The sequence below is a fragment of the Verrucomicrobiota bacterium genome (assembly GCA_039027815.1).
Taxonomy (GTDB): Bacteria; Verrucomicrobiota; Verrucomicrobiia; order Verrucomicrobiales; family JBCCJK01; genus JBCCJK01.
In genome coordinates, this window is record JBCCJK010000003.1 from 56051 (window position 1) to 77847 (window position 21797).

At 59.8% G+C, this 21797-nt stretch carries 18 protein-coding genes; 13 read left to right on the forward strand and 5 right to left on the reverse strand.

Annotated elements, in window-relative coordinates; all coding sequences use genetic code 11:
• Positions 1-499 precede the first annotated feature (499 nt).
• The 10 genes from AAF555_02025 (at position 500) to AAF555_02070 (ending at position 10656) form a co-directional block, all read left to right on the forward strand.
• A complete protein-coding gene (locus AAF555_02025; GenBank protein MEM6910335.1) occupies positions 500-946 on the forward strand; it encodes a MarR family transcriptional regulator in 447 nt (148 codons plus the stop codon).
• Positions 947-993: 47 nt separating this feature from the next.
• Positions 994-2559, forward strand: a complete 1566-nt coding sequence (locus AAF555_02030) for a VOC family protein (GenBank protein MEM6910336.1) — start codon at positions 994-996, stop codon at positions 2557-2559.
• 60 nt (positions 2560-2619) lie between these two features.
• Positions 2620-3012 (forward strand): DoxX family protein, encoded by a 393-nt coding sequence (locus AAF555_02035; protein ID MEM6910337.1) that lies wholly within the window; start codon positions 2620-2622, stop codon positions 3010-3012.
• A gap of 217 nt (positions 3013-3229) precedes the next feature.
• Positions 3230-4129, forward strand: a complete 900-nt coding sequence (locus tag AAF555_02040; GenBank protein MEM6910338.1) for a YceI family protein — start codon at positions 3230-3232, stop codon at positions 4127-4129.
• 25 nt (positions 4130-4154) lie between these two features.
• Positions 4155-4790 carry a YceI family protein gene (locus AAF555_02045; protein ID MEM6910339.1) on the forward strand — a complete coding sequence of 212 codons (636 nt, stop codon included), beginning with the start codon at positions 4155-4157 and terminating at the stop codon, positions 4788-4790.
• A 383-nt stretch (positions 4791-5173) separates the two neighbouring features.
• Positions 5174-7057: a PAS domain-containing protein gene (locus tag AAF555_02050; GenBank protein MEM6910340.1), complete on the forward strand. Its 1884-nt coding sequence runs from the start codon at positions 5174-5176 to the stop codon at positions 7055-7057.
• Positions 7054-7428, forward strand: a complete 375-nt coding sequence (locus tag AAF555_02055; protein ID MEM6910341.1) for a response regulator — start codon at positions 7054-7056, stop codon at positions 7426-7428. The genes AAF555_02050 and AAF555_02055 overlap by 4 nt, the downstream gene beginning before the upstream one ends.
• Before the next feature lie 89 nt (positions 7429-7517).
• Positions 7518-8117 (forward strand): flavin reductase family protein, encoded by a 600-nt coding sequence (locus AAF555_02060; GenBank protein ID MEM6910342.1) that lies wholly within the window; start codon positions 7518-7520, stop codon positions 8115-8117.
• A gap of 53 nt (positions 8118-8170) precedes the next feature.
• Positions 8171-9292: a lipid A deacylase LpxR family protein gene (locus AAF555_02065; protein MEM6910343.1), complete on the forward strand. Its 1122-nt coding sequence runs from the start codon at positions 8171-8173 to the stop codon at positions 9290-9292.
• A gap of 50 nt (positions 9293-9342) precedes the next feature.
• Positions 9343-10656 carry a homoserine dehydrogenase gene (locus tag AAF555_02070; GenBank protein ID MEM6910344.1) on the forward strand — a complete coding sequence of 438 codons (1314 nt, stop codon included), beginning with the start codon at positions 9343-9345 and terminating at the stop codon, positions 10654-10656.
• 43 nt (positions 10657-10699) lie between these two features.
• Here AAF555_02070 and AAF555_02075 read toward each other — a convergent pair whose 3' ends face one another.
• The gene (locus AAF555_02075) at positions 10700-11380 is read right to left on the reverse strand and encodes a DM13 domain-containing protein (GenBank protein MEM6910345.1); all 681 of its coding nucleotides are present in this window, start codon (positions 11378-11380) and stop codon (positions 10700-10702) included.
• A 213-nt stretch (positions 11381-11593) separates the two neighbouring features.
• Between AAF555_02075 and thrC the strand changes: the two genes are divergently transcribed.
• Complete coding sequence (gene thrC, locus AAF555_02080) at positions 11594-12958, forward strand: threonine synthase (GenBank protein MEM6910346.1); 1365 nt, start codon at positions 11594-11596, stop codon at positions 12956-12958.
• Positions 12959-13086: 128 nt separating this feature from the next.
• On the opposite strand, the gene AAF555_02085 is transcribed toward thrC, so the two are convergent.
• Together AAF555_02085 and AAF555_02090 are read right to left on the reverse strand one after the other, a co-directional pair.
• On the reverse strand, positions 13087-14676 hold the full coding sequence (locus tag AAF555_02085) for a calcineurin-like phosphoesterase family protein (GenBank protein MEM6910347.1): 1590 nt from the start codon (positions 14674-14676) through the stop codon (positions 13087-13089).
• A gap of 111 nt (positions 14677-14787) precedes the next feature.
• Positions 14788-17007 carry an NADP-dependent isocitrate dehydrogenase gene (locus tag AAF555_02090; protein MEM6910348.1) on the reverse strand — a complete coding sequence of 740 codons (2220 nt, stop codon included), beginning with the start codon at positions 17005-17007 and terminating at the stop codon, positions 14788-14790.
• A gap of 129 nt (positions 17008-17136) precedes the next feature.
• On the opposite strand from AAF555_02090, the gene AAF555_02095 reads away from it, so the two are divergent.
• Positions 17137-18363: an aspartate kinase gene (locus AAF555_02095; protein ID MEM6910349.1), complete on the forward strand. Its 1227-nt coding sequence runs from the start codon at positions 17137-17139 to the stop codon at positions 18361-18363.
• A 97-nt stretch (positions 18364-18460) separates the two neighbouring features.
• On the forward strand, positions 18461-19441 hold the full coding sequence (locus AAF555_02100) for a L,D-transpeptidase (protein MEM6910350.1): 981 nt from the start codon (positions 18461-18463) through the stop codon (positions 19439-19441).
• Between the two features lie 125 nt (positions 19442-19566).
• Here the strand turns inward: AAF555_02100 and AAF555_02105 are convergent, their stop codons facing one another.
• Both AAF555_02105 and AAF555_02110 read right to left on the reverse strand, forming a co-directional pair.
• Complete coding sequence (locus AAF555_02105; GenBank protein MEM6910351.1) at positions 19567-20268, reverse strand: formylglycine-generating enzyme family protein; 702 nt, start codon at positions 20266-20268, stop codon at positions 19567-19569.
• 64 nt (positions 20269-20332) lie between these two features.
• Positions 20333-21688, reverse strand: a complete 1356-nt coding sequence (locus AAF555_02110; protein MEM6910352.1) for an aromatic ring-hydroxylating dioxygenase subunit alpha — start codon at positions 21686-21688, stop codon at positions 20333-20335.
• Positions 21689-21797 lie beyond the last annotated feature (109 nt).

Below are 21797 nucleotides of genomic sequence, written 5' to 3' on the forward strand. Positions count from 1 at the left end.
CCAAGATGACCGCCGCCAGCACAGAGTGGCGGAACGACACCACCCAGACCAACAAACCACAACCCAACGCCAGCCAAACGGCATCCAGGAAGCGAGCCGTCGCCAGCAGATCTCCCTCTCCTGCGAAGACGCCATGCAGCCATTGGGTGCTCCGCAGCATCCCCAGAGGCGAATCCATACTCCACACCCCCGATTCCATCTCCGCCACCAGTTGGACCTCCCCTGGCTGGGCCGGAGAAAGCGGCCCATTCGGCAGCAGCCAAAACAAGGCCCAGACAAAACTCGCCACCGTCGGCACCAGAGCCATCGGGTGCCAGAGCTGCCGAGTGGAAACCGCTCGCCGCTTCCCCGGGAGGTAGGCGGCTTCCATTCCGTAAGTCAGATTCCCATTCATTGGCCTCCGCCCCTTCATAGAAAGCCGCCACTAGGTCAAGCGACCACCCTCCGCCAGTTCAGAAAAATATCTTGACATCAAGATAAATTCGGGTTACCGAGAAGGATGCTTGGTCAGCAGACCCAGACCAAAGTTCCAGCCACCAAGGTTTTCTTGGTGCTCTGGCGAGCTTGGGATCGTTTGAAGGCGGTGGATCGTCGAAGCATCGCCACCACCGGCCTGAATTTTTCGGATTTCGCCGTTCTGGAGGCCTTGCTTCACAAGGGCCCCTTACCGGTCAACACCATTGGTCGGAAAGTGGGCCTCACCAGCGGCTCCATCACCACGGCAGTGGATCGACTGGAGGCAAAAAAGCTCGTGCGCCGGGTTACCAGTCCGGAAGACGGGCGCGTCGTGCTAGTGCACCTGACCGCCTCGGGCCGTCGACTCATTGAGCGAGCCTTCGACGCCCATGCCGAAAACCTGGAAACAGCCCTCGACCACCTCAACCAAAACGAACGTAAAGCCCTCGTGCGCTTATTGAAAAAACTCGGCACCCTCCTCCCGGAATAAAATTTTTGCTCAAGTATCTTGAAGTCAAGACAATCACCCACCTGAATATGAACCTGACAGAAGCTCCCCATCCGGCCACCGCGACGGCCTCCCCGGGCCTCCATCATCTCACCGCCATCGCCAGCTCCGCGTCGGAGAACCACCGCTTCTACACCGAAGTCCTCGGCTTGCGTTTGGTGAAGAAAACCGTCAACTTTGACGATCCCCACACCTACCATCTTTATTACGGCGATGAGGTCGGCTCGCCTGGCACGATCCTCACCTTCTTTCCTTGGGAGGACCTCTCTCCCGGTCGGGCCGGCGCCGGATCCGTCACCTCCCTTGCCTTCGAAATCCCCGAGGGCAGTGCCTCCTGGTGGACGGCTCACCTCGCCCGCCACGATCTCCGCCCTGAGGCCGAAGTCCGCTTCGGTCAAAAGACCTTGGTCTTCTCTGATCCGGACGGCCTCGGCCTGGCACTCGTGGAAACCCCAGCCAGCCAAAGCCAGCCTTGGGGCCAAGGCACCGTGCCGGCCCTCCACGCCATCCGGCGCTTTCACTCCGCCACCTTGAGCTATCGCAAAGTGGGCGAAGTGGCCCAGCTTTTGCAAGGACCTTTCGGCTTAGAGGAAGCAGGACAGGAGGGCGCTCGCACCCGCTACGCCTTCACGAGCGAAGGCGCTTCGGGCTACCTGGATCTCGTAATGGACCCCAGCCTGCCGCCCGGTCGCCAAGGCACAGGGACCGTTCATCACCTGGCCTTGCGGGCGCGCGATGACCAGCATGAACGAGAACTTCGCGAGCACCTCACTCGCTTTCACCCCACGCCGGTCATCGACCGACAATACTTCCACTCGGTCTACTTTCGGGAACCCGGAGGGGTACTCTTCGAAATCGCGACCGATCAACCCGGTTTCTCAGTCGACGAACCACTCGAAGCCCTCGGCCAAAGCCTTCTTCTCCCTCCCCAGCACGAAGCCTTGCGAGCGCAGCTGGAGCGGACGCTTCCTCGTTTGGACAGCTGTCTAACCTTCCGCCACCGGTGGGAAGAAGCCAAGCACTCCACCGGACGCACCCTTTTCGCCTTCCACGGCACCGGAGGCAATGAGAACGACCTCCTGCCCTTCGTCCGTCAACTGGATGCGCAATCGGCCATTCTCAGCCCTCGGGGCAAGGTCTTGGAAAACGGCATGCCCCGCTTCTTCCGTCGCCTGCGTGAAGGCCTGTTCGATGAAGAAGACCTCATCGCGCGGACCGACGAATTAGCCGCCTTTCTCCGCCAAGCCGCGCGGGAATACCCCGTGGAAGGCAAGCGCCTGGCCATTGGCTACTCCAACGGAGCCAACATCGCGGCCTCGCTTCTCTTGCAGCAACCGGACACTTTGGATGGTGCCATTCTTCTGCGTGCCATGTTGCCGCGGGAAGTCGCGAGCTTGCCAGACCTCTCGGGCAAGACCGTTCTCCTGCTGACCGGGGAGAGCGATTCCCTCATTCCCCGCGCCAGCAGCCTCCGTCTTTTGGAACTTTTGGAAGAAGCCGGTGCGGAAGTGGCTCATCATGATCTGCCCACTGGTCACAGCCTGGTCCCGGAAGACCTCACCCTTTCGAAAACCTGGCTGCAGGAAAATGCCTGAAGCCCCTCCTATCTCCTACCACACTCGAAGCAAAGAAACTGCGAACCCATACCCAAATCCATGAATGCCATCATCCAACTCCTCGGCCGTCTCGCCCTCACCGCCATCTTCGCCTTGAGCGCCCTGGGCAAACTCTCGGACTTCCCCGGAACCGTCGAAAAAATGAAAAGCGTCTCGGTCCCCGCACCGGAAGTCCTGCTACCGATTTCGATCGCCGCCCTCGTCTTGGGAAGTCTCTCTTTGGCCTTGGGGCTTCGCGCCCGACTGGGAGCGCTCGCCCTCATCGGCTTCCTCATGGCGGCCACCTGGTTCTTCCACAATCCCTCCGATCCTGAACAAATGATTGCCTTCCTCAAGAACCTCGCCCTCATGGGCGGCCTCCTCATGGTGGTGAGCTCAGGCTCGGGCTCGCTCTCGCTCGATCGTCTGCTCTTCAAAAAGAAAAAGAAGTAATACCAAGCTGCAGAATTGGCTGGTAGAATGGCCGAGTGGATTTCGGGCCAGACCAAGGCGCGACGAGGGCGCGGTGCAGGCACCGTAACCGAGGAGCAACGCAGCGCTGGCTCGAAAGACACCGGCTCTCCCTTCCTCGCGCTTCAGCGCCTCTTCCCCACAACACCTCCCCTCCATTCTTCCAGTGAATTCTGGTGGTTGGTATAAGGCCCACGCCATGAACACCATTGCCCTCGACCAAGTCCGGGAGGCCCTTTCCGCCCAGCCGAAGCCCCACCTGCTCGACGTTCGCTTGGCCGATGACTTCGCCGTCTCCCACATCCAGGGAGCCGAAAGCGCCCCCGTCTTCCCCGTCACGTTTCTGCAAGACGTGGCCGCCCTCGTCGACCGGAAAGACACCCCCCTCCTCGTCTACGGGGCGGACGCCGAAAGCCGTGAATCCCAACTGGCCGCCGAAAAGCTCGAAAACGCTGGCTACACCGCCGTGCGGGATTTCATGGGCGGCTTGGCGGCTTGGGAACAGGCGGGAGGTCCAGTGGAGAGGGGAGCCACGCCGCCGCCGCCCCCGGCGGCCCCCGAGGGAGAACTGGCCGTCGATCTGGCCGCCAGTCGTCTAGAATGGACCGGGCGCAACCTTCTCAACAAACACTGGGGCACGCTGCCCCTGAAAACCGGCGCCCTCGGCTTCGAAGGGGGGAAGCTGGTCAGCGGCTCCTTCGTCTTGGACCTCACTGGCATGGAATGCACTGACTTGGCAGGGCAGGAACTCCATCAAGTGCTCATCGACCACCTCCAGAGCGATGACTTCTTTCACACCGCCCAGTATCCCGAGGCTCAATTTGTCATCAGCGGAAGCCGCGTTCTGGAACCGACCAGCCTGGGAGCACCCAATCTCGCCCTTGAGGGCCACTTGACCCTCAAGGGCCAAACCCTTCCGCTCCAAATTCAAGCCGTGACCGGCCTGACGCCCGATGGCAAGGCCGCCGCCCAAGCGACTCTCTCCATCGACCGCACCCTCTGGCAGATTATCTACGGCTCGGGAAAACTCTTTCGCAATCCCGGCATGCATCTCGTCAATGACCTCATCGACATCGAACTAAAAATCGTGACCCTATAACCAGTAACCCAAACAACCGAACAAAATGAAATCCAGACCCGCCCTCCTCCTCGCCGCCAGCTTCTTCGCCTTTTGGAGTTGCGCTGAAAACCCAGCCGACACCACCGCCGATGCCGAAGTCGGCGAAGCCCAAGAACAAGTCTCCACCCCAGCCCCTGGGGAAAGCGCCATCACTTATGTCTTGAGCGATGCCTCGACCATCGAATTTCTCGGCTCCAAGGCCGTGGGCAGCCACGGAGGCGGCTTCCGTGAATTCAGCGGACAATTCACCGTCGATGACGGCCAGTTGGTCGGAGATCAAAATAGCTTTGTCATCGATATGAAGTCCACCTGGTCGGACAACGACAACCTGACCAAACACCTGAAAAACGATGACTTCTTCAGCGTGCCCGACTTCCCCACCTCGACCTTCGTCCTGACCGGGATCGAAGAAAAGAGTCCCGGGCAATACAGCGTCACTGGCAATCTAGAGCTTCGCGGCGTCACCAAATCAGTGACCTTTCCGGCCGAAGTAGAAGTAAGTGATAGCCAAGTCACCATGAAGTCGAAGTTCGACATCAATCGCTTCGATTGGAATATCAAATACGCCGGAATGCAGGACAACCTCATTCGCCCCGAAGTCGTCATCACGCTCGATCTCATCGCTGAGCCAAAAGCCTGAGACCGCCTTTTCATTCCCCTCTCCTTGCCACCAACCGGACCCGGAAGCGGGTCCGGTTCTTTTTTGCTGAGACGCTCCTCCCTACCCTTCTCCTCATACCAAGCTGCAGAATTGGCTGGTAGAATGGCCGAGTGGATTTCGGGCCAGACCAAGGCGCGACGAGGGCGCGGTGCAGGCACCGTAACTGAGGAGCAACGCAGGGCTGGCTCGAAAGACACCGGCTCTCCCTTCCCCGCGCTTCAGCGCCTCTTCCCCACAACACCTTCCCTCCATTCTACCAGTCAATTCTGGAGGTTGGTATCAGGTGCGGGAGTTTGGTAGAAGGACCTTGCCAAAGAAGAGCATTTGGACTACACTACCTTTCTTTTTAACCCCTCAACTTCATGCCCCATCCCGCTGACACGGGAGCTCAGGTCGGGTCTTCTCACGCTGCCACTCTTCTCCTTGCGGCCGACGGCCAGATCCAAGGAATCGACGACCAAGCTTCCGCCCTTCTCGGTTACGACCAACGAGAATTTCTTGGAAGGACCCTCCCCACACTCTTTCCCCAGCTGGAAGGAGAAGGCCATGCCCCAACGAGTGGGGGCACCTCTCCTCCCCCTTCCACCTCCTTCGAAACAATCGCCCATCGCAAAGATGGCTCCTCCATTCAGCTCGAATGCACCATTCGCCCTTTCGAGAGCGCAAGCGGACCTCAGCGACTCTTCTCATTCCGTCCTGCCAAAAGTGAGCGCTCTTCCCTCGATAATCTTGACTACCACTTCGATCTCTTGGAGCAGGCGGAAAAAATCGGCAAAATTGGCCATTGGCGGATCGATCTCAAAAACAACGAAGTTTTTTGGTCGAAAGAAATCTACCGGATCCATGGAGTGGATCCCGAGACCTATCAGCCTCAACTGGCCGAGGCGATCAATTTCTATCATCCAGAGGACCGACCGTCCATCCAGGAAAAGGTCCACGGATCGATCGAATATGGAAGTGATTTCACATTCGAAGCCCGGTTGCTCCAGCCAGATGGTTCCGAACGGATCGTCCGCTCCTCTGGTCGTCGCGCCACGGAGGAGGACCAGGATGCCGATTTCATTATTGGAGTCTTTCAAGACATCACCGATCTGAGGAAGGCCCAGGATCAACTCATCGAATCCGACTACATCAAGAAAGCGCATGCCGATGCCACCAATGACGGCCTCTGGGATTGGCACTTGCAGGAAGACTATGAATACATGTCTCCTCGCTTTTGGAGCATGCTCGGCTATGCGCCGGAAGAGAAAACTCATTCGCCCAAGGAATGGCAGACACTCATCTTTCCCGAAGATCTCAAGCTCGCCCTAGAATGCTATGAAAAGCACGTCGCAAGCCGAGGCCAACATCCCTTTCATTTGGAGGCTCGCTATCCTCACAAAAACGGATCGACGATCTGGGTCATTTGTCGGGGAGAAGTCATCGAATGGGCCGAGGACGGGACGCCCCTTCGCATGATCGGGACCCATACCGACATCACGTCCTTCAAAGAAACCGAGATCGAACTCCGTGCGGCCAAGGCGGAATTAGAGGAATTTGCCTACCGCACCTCGCATGACCTTCGCTCCCCCCTCGTCTCCTCCCTGGGTCTTCTTGGTCTCATTGAGGACTGCTTGGAAAATGATGAAATGGAAGAGGCCTTGGAGGGAGTGGACCATATACGCAAGTCCCTCAAGAAACTGGAAGCCTTGGTCAAGGATATCCTCGCACTCACCGCCACCAAAACCGTGGCTATTCGGAACGAGCCTCTCAATTTGGGTTCCCTCATAGACGAAGCGATTGAGAGCATGGCGCATCTCAAGAACTTTGATCGGCTTCGCATCATTCGAAATTTCAGCTACCACGGAGAAGTTTTCCTCGACCGAAGACGTCTGACACTCATCCTCGAAAACCTGATTTCCAACGCCATCAAGTATCAGGACCCAGAAGAAAAAGATCCCTACATCTGTTTGTCCATTAAAAGGGTGGAAGGACAAATCGCCATTCAAGTTGAGGACAATGGCTTGGGAATCCCTCCGGAACACCACCCCGATTTATTCAAGATGTTTCACCGCTTCCATAGCCAAGTCTCCTTTGGCTCTGGCCTGGGTCTCTACATGGTGAAAAAAAGCGCCGAGCTGTTGAGCGGCACGCTCACGTTTGCCAGCCGCGAGCAGGGAGCATCCTTTCGCCTCACTCTGCCCATGGAAGCGCTTCCGGAGACGCCCAAATCCCTTTTTGAACCCCTCAAAAACCAACTGTCATGAACGTTCTGATCATCGAAGACAGCGAACCCGATCAATTTCTCTTCAAAAAAACCATCGAGAAGCTCTATCCCAAAGTGGTCCTAACCCAGGCGTTCGATGGCAAACAAGCGCTCGAAATGATCTCGCAGATGGAGGAGCCGCCTGATCTCATTTTTCTCGATATCAATATGCCCGTTATGAATGGCCACCAGTTCTTGGAGGCCTATGCTCAAGAAGTGAGTCAACAGACCGTGGTCATCATGCTGACCTCCTCCGAGCAGCAGAGTGATATCGAGAAAACCACCCGCTATGAGTTCGTGAAGAATTACTGCATCAAACCGCTCAGCCGGAAAAAGCTCATGGAAATCCTTGAAGATTTCGAGGTCTCGTAACCAGCTATTTGAGAAACTAGAATCGGTTCGAATGCTAGGCCAGATTCCGCTTTGGCGATCGTCCGCGAGAGGGCTAGGCTTCGCTCGCCATGCTTCTCGATCTGGAAAACGACCACGCCGCTGCCGCTTACAAAATTCTCGCCAGTGTCGTGACACCCCGACCCATCGCCTGGGTCAGCACACTCAATCAAAACGAGACCGTCAACTTGGCTCCCTTCAGCTTTTTCAATGTGCTGGGAGCCAATCCTCCTTTGGTCGGGTTTGCGCCGGGAGACAAGAGCCCGGGTCTTCCCAAAGACACGGCCCTCAATATCCGGGATCGAAAAGAATTCGTCGTCAATCTGGTGGACGAACCTTTGGCGGAAGCCATGAACCGTTCAGCCGATGCTCTGGCCTACGGCGAGAGTGAGCTGAGCGCCTGCGGCTTGCATCCCGCGCCCTCGGCAGGCCTACTCACCCCCCGGGTGGCGGAAGCGCCCGTCGCTTTGGAATGCCGGGAATGGGGCACCCTGCAAATCGGCGACAACCGGCTGGTCTTGGGACTGGTCGAAAAAGTCCAGGTCCGGGAGGGCCTCTTCCATCCCGAAACCCTCACGCTCCAGCCGAATCGCTACTACCCGATTGGCCGCATGCAGAGCCCCGCTTCCTACTGCCGGACGGGGGACCAATTCGAGATGACGCGTCCTTAAAACCGGCCAAGCTCGGGCTCGACTTTTGCGCAAACACGCCGCATAGCTTCCCCATGTCCTTCCTGCGCCTTTGGCCCCTCTTGTTCTTGCCTGGTTCTCTCGTCGCTCAGGCACCCGAGCCGGGTGCTCCCGCCACCTTGGACATCGATTCGATCACTCCGGAAGAAGAACAATATGCCACCTCCTTTCTGGGCGATGTCGTGAGCGGCGGGGCGGGACTTTTGGGCGTGGAGGAAGACGCTTACCTCACCTTCTATCTCGACAATGACCTCTTCGGTGGCACCGACGAGAATTACACCAACGGAGCCCGCCTCAGTTGGATTTCCAAGAACCGCCCGCTCTCCGACGTGCCCTTCATCCAGCGTCGCCTGGGCGATGTCCTCAATGGCATGGGCGGCTCGCCCTGGAAGTTCAACTACGGCTTTTCCCTGACGCAGCTCATCTTCACCCCCTCTGACCCCGACCCCACCGCCCTCATCACAGACGACCGCCCTTATGCTGGCTGGTTGGCGGTTGGCTTCTCGGTCCACGCCAAGACGGAACGCGTCCTCAACAGCCTCGAGGTGACTCTCGGCACCGTCGGCCCCAACTCCTTTGCGGAAAACGCCCAAGACCTCATTCATGACGTTCGGGACATCCCAAAATTCAATGGCTGGGACAACCAACTTCGCAACGAGCCCACCCTCAACCTCCACTTCCGTCAAACCCACCGGCTCCCCGGCCGGGAATTTGGCCACTTCGGCCTCACTTGGCTGGGATTCTGGGGGGCCGACCTCGGGAATGTGATCGTCCGCGGAAGTGTCGGCTCGGAAGTCCGCTTTGGCTACAATCTACCGAGCGACTTTTCCGCAGATCGTCTCACCGTGACGGCCTACACCAACCAGTTCTTCGACGAGGACGGGATCAACTACCAGAACGTAAGCCCCTGGAGCGTCTTCTTGCTGGGCGGCTTCGAAGGAGGGGCCATCGCTCACAATATTTTCTTGGATGGGAACACCTTCGTGGACAGCTTCAGTATCGACAAAGAACCCTTGGTTGCAGACATTTACGCCGGGTTCGGCATCCGTTACAGAGACCTGCGCCTGAGCTACGTGCAGACCTTGCGGACCAAGGAATTTGAAGGCCAGGACGAAGAGCAAATCTTCGGCTCGCTCAGCCTCAGTTTGAGTTTCTGATTGCCGGCGAAAGAGCCACGCATCATGGTGCGCCTCCTTCCTCAGCAATCATGGGCAAACTCATTCGCATCGGCCTGGCCGGACTCGGAAACGTCGGGGCGGGCGTTTACAAAAACCTCGAAAAGAACCGCGAAATCCTCATCGACCGCACGGGCTTCGAGCTGAAAATCGCTCGCATCGCCCTTCGCGATCCCGACCGCCCTCGGCCGATCGCCTACGATCGTGGCCTCGTCACGACCGACTGGCGGGAACTTCTGAACGACCCCGAGCTCGCCATTATCGTGGAACTGATCGGCGGCACATCCGAGGCGAAAGAGCTGGTCGAAGCCGCCATCCGGGCCGGCAAAACGGTGGTCACGGGGAACAAAGCTCTTCTGGCCGAACATGGCCAGGAAATCATCGCCCTGTCCGAAAAACACAAAGTGCCCCTCTACTTTGAGGCAGCCGTGGCCGGCGGCATCCCCATCATCAAGGCCGTCCGCGAAGCCCTCGTAGGCAACCGCATCACCTCCATCTTCGGCATCCTCAACGGCACCTGTAACTACATCCTCAGCCGCATGACGGACGCCGGATTGAGTTATGAGGCGGCGCTCGACGAAGCCCAGGAAAAAGGCTACGCCGAGGCCGACCCCACTCTGGACATCAATGGAATGGACGCCGCCCACAAGGCCATCATCCTGGCCTGGCTCTCCTACGGAGTTTGGGTCAAACCCGAAGAGATTCTCGTGGAAGGCGTCGACTCCATCCGCGCCAGCGATATTTTCTATGCTGCCCAGCTCGGCTACATCATCAAGCTCTTGGGCGTCATCCGGAAAGACGAGCGAGACTGCATCGAAGTTCGCGTGCAGCCCACCCTCATCCCCGAAGAACACATCCTGGCCTCGGTCAATGGCGTCTTCAATGCCCTCGCCGTGACCGGAGACGTCGTGGGAGAGACCCTCTTCTATGGCGGCGGGGCCGGGATGGACGCCACCTCCAGCAGCGTCATCAGTGATTTGGCCGACGCCGCAGGCCATCTCCCATCAGGCCACGGGAACGAAGGCTTCGTTCCCCAAGGCGTCTACGGCAGCGCCATGCCGAGCGAGGAAATCACCTGCGAATTCTACCTTCGGTTGGCGGTGCAGGATCGCCCAGGCGTCATCGCCCAAATCACTCGCGTGCTGGCCGATCACCGCATCGGAATCCGCTCTCTCGTCCAACCGGTCGCCGAGCCGGAAGAAGGACAGGACGCCGAACTCATGCTCATGCTCCACCGGGCCAAGCATGGCCAAATGAAACAAGCTGCCCAGGAAATCGCCGCCCTCGATTGCACGCTAGCGCAACCAGTCCTCATGCCAGTCGAGAGCCTGGGGCAGAAAGCCTGACGGACCAGAGTGCGCAAGCCGAGGCCTGCCACCCCCAAAGCCATCAGAACGGCCCCTGCAAGGAAACCACCCCGAAGTTGCGGCTGAAGCGCTGGCACCAGATCGAGAGCACGGGATACTCCGCCGGATCCAGCTCGCCTTCCAGCTCATAGGTCTGATTGCCGCGGTTCCCCTTCAAGCGGCCCAAGCGCACGAACTGTCCCTCGGAAACAGCCTTTTTCACGACCGAGTTCTCCGTGCTGTCGGTCTTCACTCCATAGAGAAACAAATCCGGCCCATTGGTCACTTCGAAGTCCACCAAGGTCAAGCTGGTGACTCCTTGAAAGCGGCTGAGGTAGGCCTTTCCGGAAATGCTATAGGTGCTGTCTCCTTTCACGAAAGAACCGCTCCCCAAAAGAACCGGTTGAGGCTCGGGTTGCTTCTCGGGCACGGGCAGGGGGGCCGGCTCCCTCGGAGTCCCTTCCAGGGCGGGAGAGATCGCTTTTTCAGGCATCTCAGAAGCACCGGGCTCGGTCGGCGACTCCGCCGGAGTCTCTTCCTCAACCACCACCGGCCCCTCTTCCTGCAAATCCTCTTGGGCGGAAAGCGCCGCGATGAAATCAGGCACCTCCTCATTCACCTCCTGATCGACGAAGAGCGACTGCACCCCGAAAAATCCAAAGGCCAACCAGCCCACCAAAGCGAGGCCGCCCACAATCAGCAAAAACTTGAAACCCGAGTTCATAGAATCGCAGCCTAGCACGCTCTCGTGCTGGAACGAAGGAAAGACCACTGAGCGCCAGAAATCGACAAAGGACCGCAAGTTCCTGCCACCCCAAGTCAGAGCGCGAACAGCCACCAAAGAAAGGCCGCGAAACCTTCATTGCCCGGGGGAAGCCCCTGTGGCAAGACCGAGGGGACGTTCTCCTTAAAAATCGACCAGCCACGTCTCCTCGGAATGCACTTCGTCAGCACGCGCAGCCACGCCACCCCTCTCTCTTTCACCGACGCCTTTGCCGCCGGTCTGGCGCCTGACGGCGGGCTCTACCTGCCCGAATCCCTTCCCCAGCTTCCCTCCTCCCTCCTTCAGGCGGGCGTCCGCACCCCCTACCCGGAGCTGGCCTTCGAGTTCCTCCGGCTCTTCGACCAATCCCACTCCGAAACCGAACTGCATGATTTGGTGGCCCGTTCCTACGCCAGCTTCGAGCATCCCGAGCGAGCCGCGCCCCTCGTTCCCCTGACTGAAGACCTCCATGTCCTCGAACTCTTTCATGGCCCAACCCTCGCCTTCAAGGACTTCGGCCTCCAGTTGGTAGGCCACCTCTTCGAAGACCAGATCCGCCGCACCGGCCAGCCCATCCACGTGCTGGGCGCCACCTCGGGGGACACCGGAGCCGCCGCCATTCACGGCCTGGCTCACAAAGCAGGGGTCAAGGTCTTCATCCTCTTCCCAAAAGGCCGGGTCTCCCCACTCCAAGAACGGCAAATGACCTGCACGGGGGCCGAAAACATCCACCCCATCCCCATCGAAGGCTCCTTCGATGACGCCCAGCGCATCGTCAAAGAACTCTTCGGCGACCTCGAATTCAAAAAAGAAGCGGCCCTCTCGGCCGTCAACTCCATCAACCTGGCCCGCGTCCTCGCACAGTCCATCTACTACCTGGCCGCCTGGCAACAACTCCCGCCCAGCCAGCAAAAGGCACCCAACTGGATCGTTCCCACGGGCAACTTTGGCAACATCCTGGCCGGCTGGCTGGCCTACAAAATGGGCCTGCCCGCCAAGCGCTTTGTCATAGCCACCAACCGCAACGACATCCTCCATCGACTCTTCACCCAAGGCCGCTACACCCCCGGCGCCGTTCACCCCAGCCTGGCTCCCAGCATGGACATCCAGGTCGCCAGCAACTTTGAGCGCTACCTCTTCTTTCTCAACCAGGGCGATCCCGAAAAAACCGCCTCCCAGATGAAGCAGCTCAAAGAAGAAAACGCCCTCGTGCTGCCAGACTTCGATCCCGACATCTTCACCGCCACCAAAAGCAGCGATCAAGACATCCAGCGCCTCATCGCGGAAGTGGACCAGAAATACCACTACCTGGCCGACCCCCACACCGCCTGCGCCTTCCAGGACTTGCCCGAAGACGCGCCCAACGTCATCCTCTCGACCGCCCATCCAGCCAAATTCCCCGACACCATCGAGCAAGCGCTTGGCAGCCGCCCCACGCACCCCACTCTGGAAGCCCTCCAGGCTCGCCAGCCTGTCACCTATGAAGTGGGAAGCGATGCCTCCTCCATCCGGGAGTTCATCCGCCAATCGCTCCCGTGATCCGGGCGTCTCCTGTCTGGCTGGCCGTGGCGGACCTCACTCGCTCCCTGGGCTGACTGAAAAGAGCCGCTCCACCTCGATCCTGGTCACAGCCTCATTCCAGAGGTGATACCAGCGGCCCTCCTCCTTCATTCGATGGCTTGCAAAACCTCAAACGACCCCTGGTCTTGAAAGACCCGCCCAAAGCGATCTGTCACCCGGACTTCCACCTCATGCGTGCCTGGCTCGAGGCGATCCGCTCGGATGCGGGCCGTCCAGAGGTGAAAACACTCTTGCGGAGCAGGGAGCGGTCTGCCCGGCCTAGGCGCTTCATCGAACTCGCGCTTGAGAGCGAGGTAAGCGTAGGACGGATCGATCCTTTCCGAGCGCCGCGCGCTTCGCCAGCTCTCGCCATCCACGCGGAACTCCACCTTGGCCTGCTCCGAGCCGTTGAAGAAATTGACGGCTAGATTGACCGAAGTCCGCCCCCCCGCATGGACCGCCTTGGTGAGATGCACGTTCATCTGGTAGTCAGCCGGGGCATTGGCTACCTTGTAATCATACCGGTATTCATTCCCTTCAAATTGCAGGATGGCATAGCCATTCGGGGTGCCATCTCGCATAGTCGTCTCCGGAATACCGCGCTCATCCAAGGCCCCACCCCACCAGCTCCCACTGGTGGTCCCCACATTGTAATGATGATGGGGGGCCTGCACATGCGGCCAATGGTCATGTTCATGATGAAAGAAATGATGACGCTGCATGTGGGTGTGAGCCGAGAGAGAAAGAGTGTGGGGATGCTTCTCAAAAAGGGCGAAGAAGCGCTTCCGATGCTCATCCAAGAAGGTGTCGGCATAATCCTCATCGAAGAGAGGAATATGCATCATACTCAGGATGAGATGGTCTTCCGGGACATGCTTTAGGAGATTCGCTATGAAAGTGATTTGGCGATCCATGAAACCTCCTACATAGCGGTTCTGCGTGTGGTGATTCGGGTAGAGCACATTGTCGAGCGCCAGGAAGGTGACCTTCCCAATCTGAAAGGCATAGGTGGCGGGGCCAAAAATCCGCTCGAAGGTCTCGTCGGCTAATTCCTCACTGGCCGCGTCGAAATTCATGTCGTGATTGCCGTGGATTTGCCACCAGGGGAGGCCCATCTGGGCAATGGCGGCCGTCATCGGCTCATAGAGATCGAGATCATCTCCCACGATGTCGCCCAAGGTGACTCCCCCGACCGGTCCCTCCACCAGCTTGGCCTCTTCCACGATGTCTCGCCGGAAGAACTCGACCTGTTCCTCACTGTAAGGCTGCGGATCCCCAAAGGCGAAGAAAGAAAACTCCTCCCCTGCCTCGCTCCGCGTGAGCGGGAAATGGATCGACTCCGGAAGAGGCCCAGTCGGGGGCACCCCCTCAAACCGCATCCCCTCCGGCGATCCGGCCGGCTTGTGAATGTGGAAAAACTGAGGCAGATTGCGCTCATTCAGCGGGACCTGCCAGCCACTGGGCTGGATCACGAAATAGATCACGTCCTCGCCGAGCGGCAGCTCCCAACGCCCGCCCTCGTCGGTCACCACGACCTCCTCTCCATCCGAAACGAGGACCCCGGGCAAGCCGTCTTCTCCCTGATCGAAAAGACCATTGCCGTTCGCATCGTGAAAGACGGACCCTTGGGCCGGCTCGGCCGCACCGGCAAAAGGCAGCCAAGCCGAGCCCACCAGCACCAAAAACAACTTCCGCATACCGAATCCCTATCAGGAGCCATTCCAAGCTGCAAGGAACCTTCCCGACCCGTCCAAAAAGGCCAGCCAGACCTCTCTGCTGAATCGTGCCGCGGGCCCAGTGGCTTCGCTTCAGCTCAAAATCCCATTCAAAGTCTCGCTCGGACGCATGGCCCGGGAAGCCTTTTCATCGCTTGGCTGGTAGTAGCCACCGAAGTCCACCGGGCTGCCTTGGACGGCGATCAGCTCCTCCACGATCTTGTCCTCGTGGGCGGCCATTTGCTCAGCCAGAGGGGCGAACTCCGCCTTGAGATCGGCATCCGCCTCCTGCGCGGCCAGGGCCTCCGCCCAGTAGAGCGCGAGATAGAAATGACTGCCTCGATTGTCGATGCCACCGACACGGCGGGTCGGTGATTTGTTCTCCAGCAGAAACTTGCCCGTGGCTTGATCGAGGGTGTCCGCCAGCACCTGGGCCTTGGCCTTGCCATACTTGGCGGCCAGATGCTCCAGGGAAACCGCGAGCGCCAAGAACTCACCCAGCGAATCCCAACGGAGGTAGTTTTCCGCCTCGAATTGCTGCACGTGCTTGGGAGCCGATCCCCCCGCCCCGGTCTCAAACAGGCCGCCCCCATTCATGAGGGGCACGATGGAAAGCATCTTGGCGCTCGTCCCGAGTTCCAGGATGGGGAAGAGGTCGGTCAGGTAGTCGCGCAGGACATTGCCCGTCACGCTAATGGTGTCCTGGCCTTTTTTGAGTCGCTCCAGGGTGAACTGGGTGGCCTCGAAAGGGGCCAGGATGGGCAGCTCCAAGCCCTCGGTCTCCAGCTCGGCCAAGGCGGCCGTGACCTTGGCAATGAGCTGGGCGTCGTGGGCCCGCGTCTCGTCCAGCCAGAAGACGGCCGGGGTGTCGGTGGCACGCGCCCGGGCCACCGCCAGTTCGACCCAGTTGCGAATGGGCCCGTCCTTCGTCTGGCAAGCGCGCCACAGATCGCCTTCGGCCACTTCGTGCTCCGTCAAAATCTTTCCCTCGCCATCGAGGAGGCGGATGACCCCGTCGGCGGGCGCCTCAAAGGTCTTGTCGTGCGATCCATACTCCTCCGCCTTTTGCGCCATGAGGCCCACGTTCGGGACGGTGCCCATGCTGGTGGGATCGAAGGCGCCGTGCTCGCGACAGAAGTCGATCGTGGCCTGGTAGACCGGGGCGTAGCTGCTATCGGGAATGACGGCCAGCGTGTCCTGGGTCTGGCCTTCCGCATTCCACATTTGTCCGGAGCTCCGGATCATGGCGGGCATAGAGGCGTCGATGATGACATCGCTCGGCACGTGCAGGTTGGTGATGCCCTTATCGGAATTGACCATGGCCAAATCGGGACCCGCCTCATAGGCCGCCGCCAGGTCGGCTTCGAGGGCCGCCTTTTGCTCCGGCGGGAGGGAATCGAGCTTAGCGGTGAGGTCGCCCAAACCGTTTTTGAAATCGACTCCCAGCTCGTCCAGCAAACTTGCGTGTTTCTCGATCAGCTCCTTGAAGAAAACGCGCACGCAGTGACCAAAAATAATGGGGTCGGAGACCTTCATCATGGTAGCCTTCAGGTGCAGCGAAAAGAGAAGGCCCTCCTCTTTCGCACGGGCGATTTGCCTCTCCAAGAAGCCCAGAAGAGCCTGCTTTTCCATGCGCGTGGCGTCGAGCACTTCCCCCTCCAGCAGCGGAAGCGCTTCCTTGAGAACCGTCACGGAACCGTCGGCCGCCACGTGCTCAATGCGCGCCATGGTGGCGCTCGCTAGGGTCACCGATTGCTCACTGCTGCGGAAATCACCCGCTCCCATGGTGGCGACCTTCGTCTTGGACTCCCGGGACCAGGCCCCCATCGAGTGCGGATTAGCTTTGGCGTAGTCCTTGACCGCCTTGGGCGCCCGACGGTCGGAATTGCCCTCCCGCAGGACCGGATTCACGGCGGAACCTTTCACCTTGTCGTAGCGGGCCTTGAAGTCTTTTTGCTCCTCGGTCGTGGGCTCCTCCGGGTAGTCGGGCAGCGGATAGCCCTTCGCCTGAAGCTCTTGAATGGCCGCTTTCATCTGCGGAATGGAAGCTGAAATATTGGGCAGCTTGATCAGATTGGCCTCCGGTGTCTTGGCCAACTCGCCCAGCTCGCTGAGAGCGTCCGGCACTTGCTGCTCCTTGCTGAGGCAGTCTGGAAAGACCGCCAAGATTCGTCCCGCGAGGGAGATATCCCGAAGCTCGACTGCGATGCCCGAGGAGCGCGTGAAGGCTTCGATGATCGGCAGGAGAGAATAGGTCGCGAGCGCTGGGGCTTCGTCGGTTTTGGTGTAAATGATGGTCGGAGAATCAGACATGGCAGCGGGGCGTCCCGGGTGAAAAAGGGGCATCGGGTAAGGCAGGGCGGCAGGGAGGTCAATCCAATTGCGGTTTGCGGAGGGCGCTTTGTCGGTCTAGGGACAGCGCTCGCAATTTCCGACCCACCCTTGGCTCTCATCGTCCAAAAATTCGGCGGCACCTCCGTCGGCTCCGCTGAAAGAATTCGCAACGTCGCGGCCCGCATCCTCGCCACCCAGCAGGAGGGGCATCAAGTGGTGGCGGTCGTTTCGGCCATGGGCGGCGTGACCAATCGACTGGTCGAACTGGCCCATGAGGTCTCCTCTCACCCGCTCGAGAAGGAAATGGACGTCTTGCTTTCGACGGGCGAGCAGCAGACCATCGCCCTCACCAGCATGGCCATCGCCGCGCTCGGCGGCCAAGCCGTTTCCTACACCGGGAGGCAGGCGGGCATTCTCACCACAAGCGCCCACACCCGGGCCCGCATCGAGGACATCGATGGATCGGCCGTCCAGAGCGAGCTCGAGGCCGGGAAGATCGTCATCCTGGCCGGTTTCCAGGGACTGGATCGCGAAGGCCGCATCACCACCCTGGGGCGCGGGGGCTCGGACTTGACCGCCATCGCCATGGCGGCCGCCCTCCAAGCAGATCGTTGCCAGATCTTCACCGACGTCGAGGGCGTCTTCACCTGCGATCCCCGCCTCGTGAAAGACGCTCGCAAGCTGGACGAAATCGCCTACGATGAAATGCTGGAAATGGCCAGTTCCGGCACGAAAGTCATGCAGAGCCGATCCGTGGAATTCGCCCAAAAATATGGCGTGCCCTTTGAAGTCCGCTCCAGCCTGGCCGACCGGCCCGGCACCCTTGTCACCGAAGAACACCCCAACATGGAACAAGTCGTCATCCGCGGAATCAGCATTGAAAAGGACCAAGCCAATGTCGTCATCCGCGAAGTCCCCGATACCCCCGGCAGCGCCGGCAGCATCTTCCGCGCTCTGGCCGAGGCTGATGTCAACGTGGACATGATCATCCAAAACGTCAGCAACGTCGGGAAAGCGCGCATCTCCTTCACCTTGCCCCAAAACGATCTCGAACGAGCCCGAGAGGTCATGGCGCCCCTCTTGGAAAATCAGCTCCAAGGGGCCCATCTCGAGGCCGAACTCGGGATCGCCAAACTGAGCGCGGTCGGCATCGGCATGCGCTCCCACAGCGGCGTGGCCGCCAAAATGTTCGGGGCGCTCAGCGATGCCGGCATCAACATCCAAATGATTTCCACCTCCGAGATCAAAATCGCCGTCATCGTGAACCAAGCCCGCATCGAAGAAGCCGCTCACGTGGTCCACCAGGCCTTCGATCTCCACAAAGAGCCCGCCTAAAAGGCCTCGGATTTGCTACCGTCTTGACCCTGAGGGTCCGATTCACTCCCCGCCCTCTGCCCCGAGAAAGGAACTTTCACCCACCCGCTCCCCTCGCATGGTCCGAATCGCCCGCCTCACCCTCCTGGCTGCCCTGCTGGCTCTTGTCACCAGTTGCCAGCCGACCGCTGGGACCGCTTCCGAGCCCCCGGAATCCGAAAAATCCACCATCCTCCGAGCCCAGATTTTCCTGGATGAAGCGGGCTTTGGCCCGGGCATCCTCGATGGCAAGGTGGGCGACTTCACGCGCAAGGCCCTCGCTCACTGGAATCTCGCCCAGGGCCATTTCGATCAACCTGGCAACTGGTTTTATGTCCTGCGAGAATCGCAGAAAGCCGTCCCGCAGCTCACCACCACCTACACCATCCAGCCAAGCGACCAACGCTTCCTCACGCCAGGCTTGCCCTACGCCCCGGAAGACCAGGCCAAAAGCAAATACATGGGCTACCGCAATATGCTGGAACTGGTGGCCGAGCGCTATCACAGCAAAACCAGCCTCCTGCGCGGCCTCAATCCTGACAAAAAAATGTGGAGCCTCAGCGTGGGCGACACCGTGAATGTCCCCAACGTCACCCCCTTCGAAATCGCCTCCATCCCGAAAAACTACCAGTTCCCGAAAGACCCCGTCTTAAGCAACCGCAAAGCCATCGTCGACACCAGCGAGCGTTGGATGACCATCTATGAAACCGATGGCAGCCTCCTGGCCGCCTTCCCCATCACACCGGGCCGACCGGAAGTCATTCGCCGGGGGGATTGGAAAGTCGTCATTCAAATCACCACCCCCACCTTCCGCTACGACAAGCAAATGCTGGCTGAAGGAACCCGCAGTGACGAATACTACAAACTTCCGCCCGGGCCGAACAGCCCCGTAGGCATCATCTGGACGGGCACCAACCGCAGCGGGATCGGACTGCACGGCACCTCCGAGCCCGACATCATCGGCCGCTCCCGCTCATCGGGCTGTGTCCGACTCGCGAACTGGGATGCCTGGCGCCTCCGCACCTACCTCCGGCCAGGAGCGCAGGTCACGATTCGTTGAAACCGACCCACTGAAAGAAAGCACGGAAGGGCCGCGCCAAGTTTCCGCTATACCAAGCTGCAGAATTGGCTGGTATGAGAGGTCAGCCGCGCTCGCGACCCGGGCCCCCGTTTGAGCCCGCTTCTTCAGGACAAATCCATCGCCACGCGGAAACCAAGGCTGTCCCGCTGAGTCGTCTCCCGAGCCCAATCGCGCCACGAAGACCGCAAGAGGCGGGGCAAGTAATCCCAAGCCCCCCCTCGTAAGACCCGGGTGCCAGGACGCCCCCCTCGCTCCCAAATCGCACTCGTGCCCGGTGCGCCCTGGTAGCTGGGATGCCAAGGGTCCGCCACCCACTCGCAAACATTGCCATGCAAATCGCCCAAGCCCCAGGCATTGCACGGCTTGCTCCCGACCGGCAATCGCTGGCCCGCCCCGACCCGCCGCCCTCGTTCATCATAAAGATAATTGGCCTCCTCCGGGGAGATCTGGAGGCCCGTCGAAAAAGCCGTCTCGGTCCCAGCGCGACAGGCATACTCCCATTCCGCCTCGCTCGGGAGGCGAAACGCTTGCTCCCTCCCCTCACTCAGCCAGTCACAAAAAGCGCTCGCTTGCAGCCAACTCAAGCCGACCGCCGGAAGCGCTGAGACCGGCCCCTGTCCTCGAAAATGGGCCCATTGCTGCTCCGTGACCGGGAAAACGCCTAACCCAAAGCTGGCCACCCTCACACACCGCCGCGGCAGCTCAGTGGAATTGACAAATTTGTCCTCGACCGACCCCCCCATGACAAACTCCCCACCCGGCACCTCCACCATCTCCATCTCGATCCGACCGCCAGCGACCTTCATCCACCCCACCCTCCTCCTACCAGCCAAGCCAGAACCCTCAGAAACAACAAGCCCATGCCAGAGCTCAGCGCTGTCCCGCCACCCCGGGCAAATACTCCGTGGGCCAGGAATTCTGGGCCCGAGCCGCCAGGTAACGGTGGAGGAGCCAAATCGGCATCTCGAGATGGCTCAAGCGACCCCGCTGGTAGCCCGTGGCATACATGCTTCGCTGGACCGCCGTAATCACCTCCATATCCTCCAAATGGAAGCCCACCGCTTCCTCCCCACCCCGCTCCAGCATCCGTTCCCAGTCGGGGTGTTCCTTGGAACTGGGCGGCACCAAGACCGTCGTGAGCAGATTGAGTTGGTTGGGCCCCTGCGGCAGGATGCGATACCAAACCGCTTGATCCGGAGCCACCAAAAACGTGAACAGGGGGAAACCTAAGAAAAGCCCCCACTCGAATTTCGCCTCCCCCTCCAAGTCCGCCAGCGGAGGGAAAGCGGACCAATGCTCGCCGCGGGCCTCCATCTCCACGATCTCCTTTCGCAGTTTTTCGCGATACGGCAGATGGCAGCGAATGCTATGGGCGCCTTCCGCCTCGGTCCAAGTGCCCTTGGCCGGCATAAGAGGCTGGAGCGTCTTGGCATGGGCACCCGCATGATGGTAGCTCTCCATGAAATTCTCGGCTAGCACCTTCCAATTGCAGGGCACCTCCCACTCATTGGACACCACCATCTCCATCTCGGCCAGATTCCAAGCGCCCACCTTAACCTGAAGATCGGCGTATTGCTGCGACACGGATCGGGGCGCCTTCCCATCGAGATTGACGAAGATGAATCCATTCCAAACCTCGGAACGGAACTCGGCCAAGGCCCACTCATCTCGCTGGAAGCCCTTGGCCTCGCTCATCTCCGGGCAAGCCTTCAGGCGCCCATCCAGCTCGAAGGTCCAGCTATGATAGGGACAAAGAAAAATGCGCGTCTGGCCGCAGCCACTCTTCTCCTCATCCCATTGGGCCGGCCCATGACCTTCATGCCCAAACTCGGGCGGCATAATGTCCATCGCCCGGTGCGGGCAAACCCGGGAAAGAACCCGGATCGTTCCCGACTTGTCGCGCACCACCAGGAGCGGCTCTCCGAACACATCCAGATTGAGGAAATCCCCATTGGCCGGGATCTGGGAAACGTGAGCCAGACAGAACCACTCCTTGCGAAAGACCTGTTCCACTTCCCAGGCATAAAATTCCTCACTCGTGAAAGCCTCCTTGGGAAGCGTGGTGCTCTCTTCCAGGGGCAGCCGGGCGATGCGGTCCACCTCCGCCAGGATCTCTGCTAGGCCCAGCCCCTGACCCGTCCGACTGAAAGGAGGAAATTCGACCTCATTCCGGCGTGCATTGGCCGCGGTGGCCGCGCGGACCTGCGTTTCGTTGATGATCGGCATTCCCACTATCGCTTGCAGTGAATGTGCCAAATGAAGGTGCTATTTGCTAGCGCAAATACAATAGCGGCAAGCTGCCGTGCCTGGCCTAAGAATTGGTTGCATCCGCCTG

Coding starts and splice junctions, on each gene's coding strand:
- AAF555_02025 (MEM6910335.1), top strand. CDS start 500: ATGCTTGGTCAGCAGACCCAGACCAAAGTTCCAGCCACCAAGGTTTTC.
- AAF555_02030 (MEM6910336.1), top strand. CDS start 994: ATGAACCTGACAGAAGCTCCCCATCCGGCCACCGCGACGGCCTCCCCG.
- AAF555_02035 (MEM6910337.1), top strand. CDS start 2,620: ATGAATGCCATCATCCAACTCCTCGGCCGTCTCGCCCTCACCGCCATC.
- AAF555_02040 (MEM6910338.1), top strand. CDS start 3,230: ATGAACACCATTGCCCTCGACCAAGTCCGGGAGGCCCTTTCCGCCCAG.
- AAF555_02045 (MEM6910339.1), top strand. CDS start 4,155: ATGAAATCCAGACCCGCCCTCCTCCTCGCCGCCAGCTTCTTCGCCTTT.
- AAF555_02050 (MEM6910340.1), top strand. CDS start 5,174: ATGCCCCATCCCGCTGACACGGGAGCTCAGGTCGGGTCTTCTCACGCT.
- AAF555_02055 (MEM6910341.1), top strand. CDS start 7,054: ATGAACGTTCTGATCATCGAAGACAGCGAACCCGATCAATTTCTCTTC.
- AAF555_02060 (MEM6910342.1), top strand. CDS start 7,518: ATGCTTCTCGATCTGGAAAACGACCACGCCGCTGCCGCTTACAAAATT.
- AAF555_02065 (MEM6910343.1), top strand. CDS start 8,171: ATGTCCTTCCTGCGCCTTTGGCCCCTCTTGTTCTTGCCTGGTTCTCTC.
- AAF555_02070 (MEM6910344.1), top strand. CDS start 9,343: ATGGGCAAACTCATTCGCATCGGCCTGGCCGGACTCGGAAACGTCGGG.
- AAF555_02075 (MEM6910345.1), bottom strand. CDS start 11,380: ATGAACTCGGGTTTCAAGTTTTTGCTGATTGTGGGCGGCCTCGCTTTG.
- thrC (MEM6910346.1), top strand. CDS start 11,594: ATGCACTTCGTCAGCACGCGCAGCCACGCCACCCCTCTCTCTTTCACC.
- AAF555_02085 (MEM6910347.1), bottom strand. CDS start 14,676: ATGCGGAAGTTGTTTTTGGTGCTGGTGGGCTCGGCTTGGCTGCCTTTT.
- AAF555_02090 (MEM6910348.1), bottom strand. CDS start 17,007: ATGTCTGATTCTCCGACCATCATTTACACCAAAACCGACGAAGCCCCA.
- AAF555_02100 (MEM6910350.1), top strand. CDS start 18,461: ATGGTCCGAATCGCCCGCCTCACCCTCCTGGCTGCCCTGCTGGCTCTT.
- AAF555_02105 (MEM6910351.1), bottom strand. CDS start 20,268: ATGAAGGTCGCTGGCGGTCGGATCGAGATGGAGATGGTGGAGGTGCCG.
- AAF555_02110 (MEM6910352.1), bottom strand. CDS start 21,688: ATGCCGATCATCAACGAAACGCAGGTCCGCGCGGCCACCGCGGCCAAT.